Below are 13,257 nucleotides of genomic sequence, written 5' to 3' on the forward strand. Positions count from 1 at the left end.
CCTTGAATGCGCCAACGTTTTGCACCTGCGTTCACTCAAATGGCCTGGGCACTGATGCTGTCCAGCCTGCCTGTGGGCCTGGCGTTCGCCGCCACCGACAGCTGCAGCAACCTGGGCGCCTTGCCGGCCGTGGTCGAGGTCGGTGAAGGCCTGCAACAAACCCTGCAATCGCCAGTGCCTATTACCCGCCTGGCCATCGGCGACCCGAAAATCGCCGACGTGCACCTCAACGGGAATCGTGCGTTCCTGCTCACCGGCGTTGCCTCTGGCGCCACCAGCCTGATGGTCTGGACCCACTGCTCCAGCGCGCCGCGCCAGAGCATGGTGTTCGTCAAGGGCAAGGCCACCTCGACCCTGACCAGCCTGGCCCTGTCGCCCTCCGACGACCCGTCCCTGCCGAGCCAGGTGCAGACCGATATCCGCTTTGTCGAAGTCAGCCGCACCAAGCTCAAGGAGGCCAGTACGTCGATCTTTGGCGGCACCCGCAACTTCCTGTTCGGCAGCCCGCGCACAGCCGGGGGGGCCCTGCCGCTGGACAACGAAAGCTTTAACATCGGCATCGGCGGCGGGCGCTTTTCGGCGATGATCAACGCCCTGGAGCGCAGCGGTTTTGCCTATACCCTGGCGCGTCCGAGCCTGGTTGCCATGAGCGGGCACAGCGCGACCTTTCTTGCCGGCGGCGAAGTGCCGATCCCGGTGCCGAGTGCCGGCAGCGACACGATCTCCATCGAGTACAAAGAGTTCGGTATCCGCTTGACCCTGACCCCCACCGTGATCGACCGCACGCGGATTTCCCTCAAGGTCGCACCGGAAGTCAGCGAGCTGGATTACGCCAACGCCTTGGAGTTAGAAGGCATCCAGGTCCCGGCCCTGACCGTGCGCCGCACCGACACCACGGTCTCCCTGGCCGATGGCGAAAGTTTTGTGATCAGCGGCCTGATCAGCAATAACAATCGCTCCACCGTCAGCAAGTTTCCTGGCCTGGGCGATATCCCGATCCTTGGCGCGTTTTTCCGTGACAGCAACGTCAGCCGCGAGGAAAAAGAGCTGCTGATGATCGTCACCCCGCACCTGGTCCAACCCCTGGCCGCCAACGCCCGTTTGCCGTCCCTGCCCGGTGAAAAACTGCGCAACTACGACCCCAACTGGTATCGCTTGTACTTCCTGGAAAACGGCAACTTCGACCGACACACAGGACTTTCCCAATGAGCGATAGCCTGAGCCAGACGTTCCTGGCAATTACCCGCAACACCACCGACCTGGAATGGCTGCAAGGGGCCCTGGCGCCCCTGGGCCAAGTGGTCAGTGCCGGTGGCGGCAGCCTCGACGAACTGCTGGCCCTGGTGGACGTAACCTTCGCCAACCTGGTGTTCGTCGGCCTGGACCGCGAGCATGTGGTCGCCCAGAGCGCCTTGATTGAGGGCGCGCTGGAAGCCAAGCCGATGCTGGCCATCGTCGCCCTCGGCGACGGCATGGACAATCAACTGGTGCTCAACGCGATGCGCGCCGGGGCGCGGGATTTTGTCGCCTACGGTTCACGCTCCAGTGAGGTCGCCGGCCTGGTGCGGCGCTTGAATAAACGCTTGCCGCCAGTCGCCCACAATGCGCACCTGGGTGGCCTGACGGTGCTGTATGGCACCCAGGGCAATGCCGACGGCGCGCTGCTGGCCAGCCACCTGGCGATGGTGGTGCAGAAGAGCGGGCAAGAGACCCTGCTACTGGACCTGGGCCTGCCCCGTGGCGACAGCCTGGCGCTGCTGGGCCTGGAAAGTTCGTTCAACTTTGGCGATGCCCTGCGCCATTTGCGCCGCCTGGACACCACCTTGATCAACAGCGCCTTCACCGCCACCGAAGGCGGCCTGCGCATCCTCGCCTACACCGAAAACGACGAACCGCTGGAAATGACCAGCGCCGCTGAGCTGTACATGCTGCTCAGTGCCTTGCGCCAACACTTCCAGCACATCGTGGTGAACCTCACCGGCCAGCGCGACAGCGAAGCCCTGCGCACCTTTGTCAGCCACTGCGACAAGCTTTTGTGGTGTACCGACCAGAACGTCCTCGACTGCCGGCGCAACCTGGCCGTGCTGAACCATTGGCGGGAAAAAGGCATGAAGCTTGATCATGCCAAGCTGCTGGTGGACCGCTACCTCAAAGGTGCCGCGCCGGATACCGATACATTGGAAAAGAGCTTCGCCCTGGAAGCCATCGCGGTTTTGCCGTTCAGCCCCGAGGTGCGCCTGAACGCCAAGAACCAGGGGCAAACCTTATTCAGCCTGGCGCCCAGGGAGCCCCTGACGCAAAACCTCAAGACCCTCGGTGAACGCCTGGCCAAGCGTTCCGAAGGCCTGCAAAAACCCTCCACCCGTTGGTTTGAACGGCTGCTGGGGACAACCAAATGAGCAGCGAAAATCTCTTCGGCACCCCCGCTCGCGGGCTTAACAGCGCGGTGGATCACGACGGTCTGAAACTGGTGCTGCATCGCTACATCATCGACGCCATCGAAGAGTCGGGGAAAAACCTGCTGGAAGGTTCGCGCCAATCCCTGGCGCAATTTGTCATCGACAAGGTGTCCGAATACATCACCCGCATGCACCTGGCGATTTCCCGTTATGAGATGGAGCGCCTGGCCGAAGAAATCGTCGATGAGCTGACCGGTTTCGGCCCGCTGGAAGTGCTGTTGCGTGACCCGTCGGTGACCGAGATTCTGGTCAATGGCCCGCACCGGGTGTTTGTCGAGCGGGACGGCCTGTTGCACCAGAGCGACCTGCGTTTTATCGACGCCCACCATGTGGAGCGGGTCATGCAACGCATCCTCGCCCCCCTGGGCCGGCGCCTGGATGAGTCATCGCCGATGGTCGATGCCCGGCTGCCCGACGGCAGCCGGGTCAATGCGATCATCCCGCCGATTGCCCTGGACGGGCCGTGCCTGTCGATTCGAAAGTTTCGCAAAGACATGCTCAAGAGCAGCGACCTGGTGGCGATGCAGACCATCGACCAGTCGATCTTCGAGTTCTTCCAGGAAGCGGTGGGCAAGCGCTGCAATATCCTGATCAGCGGTGGTACCGGCACCGGCAAGACCACCTTGCTCAATATTCTCAGCCAGTTGATCAACCCCCACGAACGCCTGGTGACCATCGAAGACGTCGCCGAACTGCAACTGGGCCACCCTCACGTGGTGCGCCTGGAAACCCGCCCGCCGAATGCCGAAGGGCACGGCGAGGTGAAGGCCAGCGACCTGATCCGCAACGCCCTGCGGATGCGCCCGGACCGCATCATCCTCGGCGAGATCCGTGGCGTGGAAGTGCTGGATGTGATGACCGCGATGAACACCGGCCACGACGGTTCCATGAGCACCGTGCACGCCAACAATGCCCAGGACGCCCTGTTGCGCCTGGAAACCCTGGTGGGCCTGACCGGTCGCGTGGTTGCCGAAAAAACCCTGCGCCAGATGATCTGCGCGGCCCTGGATGTGGTGATCCAACTGACCCGCCTGCCCGATGGCCGGCGTTGCGTCAGCGAAGTGGTGGAAGTGGTGGGTGTGCGCGATGACGTGTATGTCACCAACACCCTGTTCCGCCATGACCGGCGCACCGGCTTTGGCTTCCTGCGCGAGGCCCTCAACCCGGCGGGTGACAAGCTGCGCCGCGAATCCGCCCTGCCGCTATAGGAGCGTCACCATGACCGGCGCCATCCTGATGTTCAGTTGCGTGATTCTGATTGGCGTGTCGCTGCACCTGTTCCTCAGTGGCCTGCGCCAGGCGGAAACCGACCGCGTGCTGGAACGGCTCGCCGCAGGCCAGCCACTGCTGGCCGAAGAACGCGGGCGTTGGGTCGGCCTGGAGCGCATGTTCCTGCGCGCGGGCCTGGGCAAACCCACCGACAGCCTGGGCCTGTGGCTGACCTGCTGGGTGTTGGGCGCAGTCCTCGGGTTTCTGGTATGGAGCTGGGTCGGCCTGCTCGCCATGCTTCTGTTGCCGCCGCTGATACTGCGGCTGTACATCGCCTGGCGCTATCGGCGGCGGGTGAAGCGGATGATCGAACAACTGCCCCAGGTGCTCGACCATACCGTGCGCAGCCTGAAGTCCGGGCGCACCCTGGCCGATGCCTTGCTGGGGGCCATCGACAGTACCGAGGAACCCTTGAAGCCCGCCATGGGGCGCATTCAGCGCAACGTGCAACTGGGGGTCAGCCTGCCCGAGGCCGCCAGTGATTTCGCCGAATTCTACGAACAGGACGAGTTCCGCATGCTCGCCCTGGGACTCAAGGTCAACCATCGCTATGGCGGCAACGCCAGCGACTTGCTGGAGAACCTGATCAAGGTCATTCGCGAGCGAGAACAAGGCGCCCGGCAATTGCGCGCCATGACCGGCGAAACACGCGTCACCGCGTTCGTGCTGGCCGGCATGCCGATTGCGATGGTGGGCTATTTCATGCTGATCAACCCCGGCTACCTGATGACCATGTGGAATGACGACAGCGGCCGCTACATGCTGCTGGCCGCGCTGAGCATGCAGGTGCTGGGCTGCCTGACGATGTGGCGCATGTTGCGGAGTATTTGAGATGGTCCTGCTGATCAGTGCCTTATTATTTCTGGCTGCGCTCGTGCTGATCGCCGGCCAGTTGCTGAACCAGCGCCGCCGCGAGCGCCTGGTCAACCAACGCCTGCAAGGCCAACTGGTGCGCGGTGACCGTCTCGGCACCCTGCTCAGCCAGTTTGGCAGCAGCCAGTTGGCCCAACGCTCAGTGAGCATGGATAACGAAACCCAGCTCCTGCTCAACCGCGTGGGCTGGCGCAAAGCCAATCAGCGCTCGATCTTCGCTGCTTGCCAGATTGGCGTGCCGCTGTTGCTGGCCGGGGTGATGCTGGTGGGACAAAGCCTGATCTTTCCCAATGCCGACTCCCCGTGGATCGCCCCCCTGCTCGGCCTGGGCGTGGGCTACCTGATCCCCAAGCGCATCCTCGCCAGTGCCGCCAAGGCCCGGCAGCAGCAAATCTCCCGCGAGGTGTCGACCTTTATCCCGCTGCTGCGCATTCTGTTCGAGTCGGGCATGGCGGTTGAGCAGTCGCTGCGTGTGTTGAGCGTTGAAGCGCAGCGCCTGCTGCCCGCCCTGACCCAGGAATTGCGCTTGATCCTGGCGCGGGTCGACTCGGGCCTGGAACTGGGCGAGGAACTGGGCAAGACCGCCAGGCTCTTGGCCGTGGATGAGTTCACCGACACCTGCATCATTCTTCAGCAACTGATCCAGCAGGGTGGCGGTGCCATGAAGTCGCTGCTGGCCCTCAAGCAACTGCTCGATGATCGCCGCTTGACCCGTTTGCAGGAATTCATCTCGAAGATGTCGGCCAAGATGTCGGTGGTGATGATGGTCTTCCTGTTTCCCGCTTTATTGATTGTGCTGGGGGGGCCGGCGTTTATTGCGATCTCCCGGGCCCTGAGCAGCTTTTGAGGAGCACTCGATGAAAGCACTGATTGCAGGCCTGAGCCTGCTGATGCTCGGCGGTTGTGCCAGTAACGGCCAGACGCCGTGGTCGGCATTGATGACCCCGGGCAGTTGCGCCAAGCCCAGCGCCGAACAGGAGCTGTCGCTGAACCTGGCTGACGACATGGCCAACGAAGGGAAGATGCACGCCAGCCTGGCCAACCTGCAAAGCCTGCCGGACTCGTTGCCGCAAGTGCGCCAGCGCAAGGCCAAGGTTTATCGCCTGCTCGGACGCAGCGAAGCGCAACCGCTGTACCGCAGCCTGCTGGGCACCTGCATGGCCGCCGAAGGGGAACACGGCCTGGGGCAATTGGCGGCGACCCAGGGCGACAACGCCCAAGCCCTGGCCCATATGCAGCGGGCGGCGCAACTGGCGCCCACCAACGAGAAAATCCGCAATGACCTGGGCGTGGTCTACCTCAATCAACGACGCCTGGAAGAGGCGCGTTTTGAGTTCATGACGGCCATGGAGCTCAAGCAAAGCGACCAATTAGCGGCGGTCAACCTGGTGACGCTGTTGATCTACCAGGACCACTGGGGGCAGGCCGCGCAACTGGCCAGCCAGGTGGGCTTGAGCGCCGAGCAGGTCAGCGAGGCCCAGGCCCGCGCCGAGAAACTCAAGGCCTCCGGCACACCTGCGGCCAAGGACCAGGTCGCGGCGGCCAGCGATGCACCGCCCGTACTAATCAAGTAAGCGCTTGAAGGAGCCGATGATGAAATTCCATTACCTCGCCAGCCTGACGCTGCTGGCCCTGCCCCTGACGGCAATGGCCATCGAACCGGGGCCCTCGTCCAAGGCCCAGGAGGAAACGGAAAACTGGCTGGGGCTGCAAGTCAACGGGCAAGCCGCCTCGCCCACGGTGCAGAGAGCAACGCCCGCCGAACGCGAACTGGCGATGCAGCGTTTGCTGGAAAGCAAAAGATACGCGATCCCCGAAAAGTTCGGCGAAAGCAGCGAAGGCGGGAGCTCGGGTGGCAGCAAATAAACCACAGCCACTGGAGAAATGTGGGAGCGGGCTTGCCCGCGATGGCGGTGTGTCAGCCGATACATGCCCTGGCTGATCCGACGCTATCGCGGGCAAGCCCGCTCTACATGGCTGTACGCAAAGCGTCAGTGCGCCGTCACCCGCTGGCGCAATGCCGAGTTGCTCGGCGACAGTGCCAACGCCAGTTGGGTGCGGTTGTGCATATGGGTCAAGCGCAACACCTGAGACACGTACAGCTTGACCGTGTTCTCGGTAATACCCAGCTCGCAGGCAATCTGGTAGTTGGTCTGGCCCTTGCCCACCAGCCGGGCAACATCCAGTTGCCGGGGTGACAGCTGATTGAAGATCGCCGGCACTTCCAGGACCTCCTCGCTTACCCCTTCGCCCTCGGTTTGCGGCGCCGGGCCGCGACGGACCTTGTCCAGGTCCTGGTACAAATCGTCGATGGACTCGGAAAGATACTGCAGCTTCTGGTTCAGCTTCCCCAAATGCAGATTCTTGTGGCGTTCTTCCAGCGCGGCTTCCTGGCGCTGCAACCCCTCCAGCAACTCATTGAGGTTGATGGGCTTCTGGTAGTAATCGGAGATGCCCACACGCAAGGCCTTGATCACGTCCTGCTTGTCGGCCCGACCGGTCAACATAATGGCTTCGAAGGCACGCTGCTTGCCGGCGATTTTCTGCAGGGCCTGCACCAGTTCGATACCGTCCATGTCCGGCATATGCAGATCACACAGCACCAGGCCGATCTGCGGATCGTCGCTGAAGCGTTGCACGGCCTGCTGGCTGGACTCACAAGGGACACAGCGATAACCGCTGCTTTCAAGAAATTCGCAAAGCTCCTCCACAATCAGCGGCTGATCGTCGACCACGAGCACTTTTACTGCAGATGTAACTTTGTCCACACGCTACTCCATGCCTGGCAAGCCAAAGATTGACCTATCGGTTGCGAAGAACCTTCCTACTTGCTTGTATAAATAAACGTAGACGTACTTTCCGACTATGTACATAGCGATACAGAGCGCCCACGACTAATGGAGCCACGCCCAGGCCAGGCTAAAACCCACTAAAAGAAACGGCGCGAAAGGCAGCTTTTTTGACGGGTCCACCACCAGGTAACCCAGGCGCGCTCTAACACCTTGACTGGCAAGGGGCAGCAGCCGCGGCCCATAGACCAGCCAGGCGACATTGGCTACGCCAGCACCGATCAGAGACCACAACAGGTAGGTCGAATTCGACGCCAGCGCCAACGCCGCCAGCATCTTCACATCGCCCGCGCCCAGGCGCCCGAGGGCGTAGCCGGGCAGGGTCAACAGCAGGGCCAGGCAGAACGCCCACAGCCCTTGCGCCCTGGAAGTACCCAGCCACGTGCTGCCGCTCCACAGCAGATAGAACAGTGCCAGCAGCAGCGCGCCCACGGTCAGGCGATTGGCAATCTGCCGCTGGCGAATATCCTGCTGCGCACACACCACCAACCAGACAAACACCACGAGGCCTTGGATCACGTAAAAACCGTCCCTTTTTGCTGATTGATTCTATGCTGATAGCAGGTAGTAGCAGTCAGGGTAGTCGCAGTGATGAAAACCAGCCTCCCTAGAAAGCAAAAAGGCGCCGTCGCTATCGAATTTGCCGCGGTGTTCGTGATTTTTTTTGCCGTGTTCTATGCCATGGTCAGCTACAGCCTGCCACTGTTGCTGCTGCAGTCGTTCAACCAGGCCACCGCCGAGGCCGTGCGCCGCAGCGTGGCACTGGACCCCAGCACCCCCAACTACAATGCAGCGCTCATCCTGCGGGCGACCCAGACCGTGCAAAGCCAATTGCAGTGGATTCCAGCGACCTTCCAGTTCCAGACGGCCCATATCAATCCGACCTACACCGCAGGCGTGCTGACCGTCGAGATCAACTACCCCTCGGCCAACCTGAAGAACGTCCTGCCGTTTATTGTGTTGCCGGGCATTGGTACGGTGCCCCGGCTGCCGACCACGTTGCACGCCCAGTCGAGCCTGCAATTTTGAACTCCGGTGACAAAATCTTCGGCAGGCTGCTCGGCCGCAACAGCGCCCAGGCCCTGGAGACGCCCGCCAGCCCACCCGCGCAAGGCTTGCACCTGCGCCTGGATCAGCATGGTCATGTGCTGGATATCAGCCGCGCGTTGCACCCACAGTTAGCCCGCCACCTTAGTGCCCAGGCTCACCCGTTGTTGCGCGACCTGCTGTGCCTGCCTGGCGCCCTGAGCATCGAAGGCACCCCTGCCGACTGGCAGCGGCACAGCCTGGACCTGGATTTCCAGGGCGCCGCCGAGACCATCCTGCATACCCGTGGCTGGATCGAACCGGATGGCGACGGCTGGATCCTGCGCCTGCTGGATATCAGCGACCTGCTGAGGGGCCGGCAATTGGCCCAGCAGCGCGAGCAGAACCATCTGCTCGCCAGCCAGATGAGCGAACAACTGCGCGTGTGCAGCCTGTCGCGCCTGCCGCAAGTGTTCAGCGAGCACCTGCGCAGCCTGACCCAGCGCTGGCGTATCCCTTGCGCGGCGATGGTGCTGCTCGACCAGCAGGATCAGGACTGGCTGGTCTACAGCAGCTACAGCGCCCATGACGCGCCGCAACTGTGGGCGCCTGGGCAGCGCCTGGGCACCTGCCTGGACAGCCTCAACGGCAACACCCCGCTAAGCCTGAAAACCCTCCAGGGCCGTAGCGAGCACCCGCGCCTGCACAGCGTGTTTGGCAATGCCGAGGGCCTGCTGGTGCCGTACCGCGATAGCCAGGGGGTCGCCGCGTGGTTACTGTGCGGGTTCTACAGCGGCCACCCCGACGTCAGCGAACGTGACTGGCTGAACCTCACTGCCGCCCTCGCCGCGCCCTTGCTCAGCCGCCTGCGCGAGCAGCGCCATCACCAACAACTGGAGCGGGTGGAAGCCCTGCAAGGCCTGCTCGGCACCGGCTGGTGGGAACTGCTGGCCAACGGTGAAGAGATCCTGCTGGCCCCCCAACTGATGCGCAGCCTGAGCCCGGAAGATGCACCGACCAAACAGGTGCTGGCCAACTGGCTGGAACTGATCCACCCCGCCGACCGCCAGGAACTCAACAGCCGCCTGCAAGACCTGCAAAGCCTGGGCAAACCTTTGCTCGCCAGCGTGCGCCTGCTGCGCAGCGACGCCAAACAGAACCCCATCTGGTACCGCGTCCAGGGCCAGGTGCTGGGCGCCGGCGAGCAGCGGCGCTGGATCGGCTTCATGCTCGATATCAGCGACATCAAGAACCAGCAACTGCAGGCCGCCGCCGCCCATGCCCGCCTGGACAACCTGATCGCCAGCTCACCGGCGGTGATCTACGTGCAGCGCTACGTCAACGGCGCGCTGCACCCGGCATTTTTCAGCGACAGCCTGCTGCCGCTGCTGGGCTGGACCCTGGCCGAATGCACCCACGACACCTCCGTGGAATGGGTGCACCCCGAAGACCGCGACCTGTACTTCGAACGCACCCGGCAATTGCTACGCGAAGGCAACGTGCGCAGCCGCTACCGCGTACGCGATCGCCAGGGCAACTACCACTGGCTGCTGGACGAAGCCAAGCTGCTGCGCGACGACCTGGGCTTGCCGGTGGAAGCCGTCGGCCTGTGGCTGGACGTCACCGAAGCCACCCTGGCGGCGCAACAGATCAAGGACAGCGAAGAGCGCTACCGCCTCCTCGTCGAAGACTCGCCGGCGATGATCTGCCGCTACCGCCCGGACCTGACCCTGACCTTCGGCAACACGCCCCTGGCCAACTACCTGGAATGCACGCCCGCCCAATTGCCGGGGATCAACCTGGGCCACTGGTTATCGGACGAACAACGCAACGCCTTTGTAAAACGCATCGGCCAACTGAGCCCGGAATTCCCGGTCAGCACCGCCGAAATCAGCCTGCAACTGCCGGGACGCGAACATGCGTGGTGGGTCTGGTCCGACCGTGGTGTGTTCGACGAGCACGGCCAGTTGCAGGAAATCCAGGCCGTGGGCCGCGACAACACCGAAGTGCGCCGCTCCCAGCAACAACTGACCCAAAGCGCGAAAATGGCCACCCTCGGCGAGATGGCCACCGGCCTGGCCCATGAGATCAACCAGCCGCTGAACGTCATGCGTATGGCCATCGCCAACGTGCTCAAGCGCCTGGGCAACGGCGACGTGCAACTCGACTACCTGACGGAAAAACTCCAGCGCATCGATGCACAGGTCCAGCGTGCGGCCAGGGTGGTGGACCACATGCGCGTGTTCGGCCGCCGCTCGGAGGTCGAGCAACAGCCCTTCGACCCGGCCCAGGCGGTGGAAGGTACGCAATCACTGCTGGGCGAAGGCCTGCGCGGTAAAGGTGTGGATCTGCGCATCACGCCCATGGACTTCAAGGTGCAGGTCAACGGCCATGTCGACCAACTGGAGCAAGTACTGATCAACCTGATGGTCAACGCCCGCGATGCGCTGATGGCGCGACACGAAAAAAACCACGATTTTCGCCCATGGATCGCCCTGTATAGCGAACACGACAGCCGCCATGTACGCATCTGGGTCGAAGACAATGGCGGCGGCATTGATGCACGGCTGCTGGAGCGGATTTTCGAGCCCTTTTTCACCACCAAACCGATTGGCGTCGGCACCGGGCTGGGGTTATCGGTGAGCTACGGCATTGTGGAAAACATGGGCGGACGCCTGAGCGTCGCCAACAGTGAACATGGGGCGCGGTTTTGCGTGGAGTTGCCGGTGGTGGGTGGGGGGTTAGATGACTAGGTAGGCGCGGCCTGATTGACAACTCAGGTTGGCACCTACATCCACTTTGTTCAGGTCGACGCCCAAGGCTAGTAATAGGGTGTTTATCAGCGAGTCCAGCAACGGTGTCAGTGTGGTTTTGATGGTATTGATCAACAGGGACGTTACGCTGTTAAACACGGTTCCAAGACCACCAATGATATTACCTAGTAAGTTTTCATTTCCGGGTTGTGGGCCGTACATATTTAGAACAAGACCTGCTGCCGTCCCCTTGGCCGGGTCTGTGAGCCCGCTGACGATATTGCTAGTGGTGTAAGCGTAATAAAACGGTGGCTGCGAAATTTCCGGCAAATTGGGAGACAGGTATGTATGGGCAAGGTTTTTACTCCCACCCACATCAATGTTGGCAGATAACCCAATACCACCCCCCACGGAGGGAACACGGGCGTTGCAGTCGTTGAATATCAAAAAGCGGCGGCATGACTCGGTACCGATATCCACGACCTTCAATGGTTTCACAACCATCTGGGGCGGAGTTTGACTGCTGCCGAAAATGCTGGACAAGCCATCAACCTGACCCAGTTTCAAATTGACCAGCGAGGTATTGGTGCTGGTTGTCAGGCTTTTATTGGTAGGACTTGCGCAGCTGTAGGCTGTCACCCAACTACTGGCACTGGCGGCTTCCACCGCAATATCCACACGGACAGGCGAGTCCAGAATCTGCAGGCTGGGCGAAGTACACAGTGCTCCCAAGCCACACGTCAGCGCATTGATCGCGCCCACAACATTCAGCTGTAGCAGTGCACCCACCGTATTTGCCAGTGGTCCTGCCAATCCAGCCACCCCGTTCACCAGATCCAGGACTGTGTTCATTACGGGCAAGTTGACCGAGAGCAGAACCCGCAATTGAGACGTGCGCACATAGATGCGATTCGGACCGGTTTCAGGATTATGCCCCGCTGCTACAGCTTTGGCTGGATTGCCGACCGCAGATAGTTGAGGCGGCTGTAAAACCTGAACGGTCGCAGTGATTTGCGCCACTCCAGGCACGTTGATCGGAACACTAGCCAGCAGGCCATTTTTCTTGTTGGCCAGTTGCACAAAACCTTCGATCAGATCAAACACCCGCATGTTCACTGCCAGAGACGCCACATCCGTGCCACTTGCAATCTGCAGAATATCGCCCAACACCACTTGAGTGGCACCGGCCGCCGTCTTGAGCGCGTTCAAGCCGACAATCGTCACATCTGTGGCCAATGTGTTGGTGGGGTCCAATACATTGATTGCACTTTGAATGAGCTGACCAACACCGACGGTATTGCCAAGAACTTCGGTATAGCCGACCGCTGTCAGGCCCAGGTCGAGCTTTAGCCGGTCCAGGTAACTCAGTAGAGAGATATTGGTATTAACTAAACCATTCCACCCGGCCACCGACAGGTTCAGGCCACCGCCCAACAACCCTCCGAACAGAGCATTGAGAGTGGAAGCCTTGCTGGCTGTATCGACAACGACTGCCGTGCTGCGGATTGTGAGTGCCGCCACCGGAGTCGCCAGCGCCGCAACGGCCGTCGCGCTCAATGTCGTATTAGCGTTATACGTACCGCTGAACAACCTCCAGACCCCGTTGGCGATACCGGTGGTCACCGTGCGGGTAGCAACGACGCGGATGGCTTCATTCTTGGTGGCATCTGCAGTAAAGACACGGATATTGGCCGCATTGGTCAGCAACGTCCCACACGTCACCGCCAATGCGCGGCTGCTGTCGTTGGCGACAACGGTGAAGCCGTTACGGGTGGCATTCTGCTTGGCGTAATCGACGGCGGTGGTGCTGCCTGAACACTGCCCGCCACGATTGGCGGCTTCCAGGGCGGCAGTGTCGGCGACGGCCTGCAGCTTGCGCTTTTCCAGGTACAGGCGGCCGCTATCGACCACCAGCAACAGAAACACCAGGGCCAAGGCCAGGGTGCCGGCGAACACCAGACCGATTGCGCCACGCTGGCCAGAACGAAGTCGGGGAGACATCGAGCACTCCTTTGCCGGCGAACTGCC

General features: G+C 61.8%; 12 protein-coding genes. 9 read left to right on the forward strand and 3 right to left on the reverse strand.

The window, feature by feature from the left end; genetic code table 11:
- Positions 1 to 6 precede the first annotated feature (6 nt).
- From HBR93_RS04065 to HBR93_RS04095, 7 genes are read left to right on the forward strand one after another with little or no spacing between them, the layout of a single operon-like run.
- Positions 7 to 1,209 carry a type II and III secretion system protein family protein gene (locus tag HBR93_RS04065; protein ID WP_169959860.1) on the forward strand — a complete coding sequence of 401 codons (1,203 nt, stop codon included), beginning with the start codon at positions 7 to 9 and terminating at the stop codon, positions 1,207 to 1,209.
- Positions 1,206 to 2,399 carry a pilus assembly protein gene (locus HBR93_RS04070; RefSeq protein WP_057437617.1) on the forward strand — a complete coding sequence of 398 codons (1,194 nt, stop codon included), beginning with the start codon at positions 1,206 to 1,208 and terminating at the stop codon, positions 2,397 to 2,399. The genes HBR93_RS04065 and HBR93_RS04070 overlap by 4 nt, the downstream gene beginning before the upstream one ends.
- Positions 2,396 to 3,667 carry a CpaF family protein gene (locus HBR93_RS04075; protein ID WP_120731471.1) on the forward strand — a complete coding sequence of 424 codons (1,272 nt, stop codon included), beginning with the start codon at positions 2,396 to 2,398 and terminating at the stop codon, positions 3,665 to 3,667. The genes HBR93_RS04070 and HBR93_RS04075 overlap by 4 nt, the downstream gene beginning before the upstream one ends.
- 10 nt (positions 3,668 to 3,677) lie before the next feature.
- On the forward strand, positions 3,678 to 4,559 hold the full coding sequence (locus tag HBR93_RS04080) for a type II secretion system F family protein (protein WP_057437614.1): 882 nt from the start codon (positions 3,678 to 3,680) through the stop codon (positions 4,557 to 4,559).
- Position 4,560: 1 nt separating this feature from the next.
- Positions 4,561 to 5,448 carry a type II secretion system F family protein gene (locus tag HBR93_RS04085; RefSeq protein WP_120731467.1) on the forward strand — a complete coding sequence of 296 codons (888 nt, stop codon included), beginning with the start codon at positions 4,561 to 4,563 and terminating at the stop codon, positions 5,446 to 5,448.
- A gap of 10 nt (positions 5,449 to 5,458) precedes the next feature.
- Positions 5,459 to 6,175, forward strand: a complete 717-nt coding sequence (locus HBR93_RS04090) for a tetratricopeptide repeat protein (protein WP_169959861.1) — start codon at positions 5,459 to 5,461, stop codon at positions 6,173 to 6,175.
- A 19-nt stretch (positions 6,176 to 6,194) separates the two neighbouring features.
- Positions 6,195 to 6,467 (forward strand): DUF3613 domain-containing protein, encoded by a 273-nt coding sequence (locus HBR93_RS04095; protein WP_057437609.1) that lies wholly within the window; start codon positions 6,195 to 6,197, stop codon positions 6,465 to 6,467.
- Positions 6,468 to 6,592: 125 nt separating this feature from the next.
- Here the strand turns inward: HBR93_RS04095 and HBR93_RS04100 are convergent, their stop codons facing one another.
- Both HBR93_RS04100 and HBR93_RS04105 read right to left on the reverse strand, forming a co-directional pair.
- On the reverse strand, positions 6,593 to 7,369 hold the full coding sequence (locus HBR93_RS04100) for a response regulator transcription factor (RefSeq protein WP_057437606.1): 777 nt from the start codon (positions 7,367 to 7,369) through the stop codon (positions 6,593 to 6,595).
- Positions 7,370 to 7,495: 126 nt separating this feature from the next.
- Positions 7,496 to 7,969 (reverse strand): prepilin peptidase, encoded by a 474-nt coding sequence (locus HBR93_RS04105; protein ID WP_346266845.1) that lies wholly within the window; start codon positions 7,967 to 7,969, stop codon positions 7,496 to 7,498.
- A 72-nt stretch (positions 7,970 to 8,041) separates the two neighbouring features.
- Between HBR93_RS04105 and HBR93_RS04110 the strand changes: the two genes are divergently transcribed.
- Both HBR93_RS04110 and HBR93_RS04115 read left to right on the forward strand, forming a co-directional pair.
- Complete coding sequence (locus HBR93_RS04110; protein WP_057437602.1) at positions 8,042 to 8,479, forward strand: TadE/TadG family type IV pilus assembly protein; 438 nt, start codon at positions 8,042 to 8,044, stop codon at positions 8,477 to 8,479.
- A complete protein-coding gene (locus HBR93_RS04115) occupies positions 8,476 to 11,229 on the forward strand; it encodes an ATP-binding protein (protein WP_169959862.1) in 2,754 nt (917 codons plus the stop codon). Before HBR93_RS04110 ends, HBR93_RS04115 begins: the two co-directional genes overlap by 4 nt.
- Here HBR93_RS04115 and HBR93_RS04120 read toward each other — a convergent pair.
- Positions 11,218 to 13,230 carry a pilus assembly protein TadG-related protein gene (locus HBR93_RS04120; protein ID WP_169959863.1) on the reverse strand — a complete coding sequence of 671 codons (2,013 nt, stop codon included), beginning with the start codon at positions 13,228 to 13,230 and terminating at the stop codon, positions 11,218 to 11,220. The genes HBR93_RS04115 and HBR93_RS04120 overlap by 12 nt on opposite strands.
- Positions 13,231 to 13,257: the final 27 nt, after the last annotated feature.

This window comes from Pseudomonas sp. WS 5411 (assembly GCF_012985595.1).
Classification (GTDB): Bacteria; Pseudomonadota; Gammaproteobacteria; order Pseudomonadales; family Pseudomonadaceae; genus Aquipseudomonas; species Aquipseudomonas shahriarae.

Bases quoted from the DNA above. Each gene is read 5' to 3' on its own strand.
- HBR93_RS04065 (WP_169959860.1), top strand. From the start codon at position 7: ATGCGCCAACGTTTTGCACCTGCGTTCACTCAAATGGCCTGGGCACTG.
- HBR93_RS04070 (WP_057437617.1), top strand. From the start codon at position 1,206: ATGAGCGATAGCCTGAGCCAGACGTTCCTGGCAATTACCCGCAACACC.
- HBR93_RS04075 (WP_120731471.1), top strand. From the start codon at position 2,396: ATGAGCAGCGAAAATCTCTTCGGCACCCCCGCTCGCGGGCTTAACAGC.
- HBR93_RS04080 (WP_057437614.1), top strand. From the start codon at position 3,678: ATGACCGGCGCCATCCTGATGTTCAGTTGCGTGATTCTGATTGGCGTG.
- HBR93_RS04085 (WP_120731467.1), top strand. From the start codon at position 4,561: ATGGTCCTGCTGATCAGTGCCTTATTATTTCTGGCTGCGCTCGTGCTG.
- HBR93_RS04090 (WP_169959861.1), top strand. From the start codon at position 5,459: ATGAAAGCACTGATTGCAGGCCTGAGCCTGCTGATGCTCGGCGGTTGT.
- HBR93_RS04095 (WP_057437609.1), top strand. From the start codon at position 6,195: ATGAAATTCCATTACCTCGCCAGCCTGACGCTGCTGGCCCTGCCCCTG.
- HBR93_RS04110 (WP_057437602.1), top strand. From the start codon at position 8,042: ATGAAAACCAGCCTCCCTAGAAAGCAAAAAGGCGCCGTCGCTATCGAA.
- HBR93_RS04120 (WP_169959863.1), bottom strand. From the start codon at position 13,230: ATGTCTCCCCGACTTCGTTCTGGCCAGCGTGGCGCAATCGGTCTGGTG.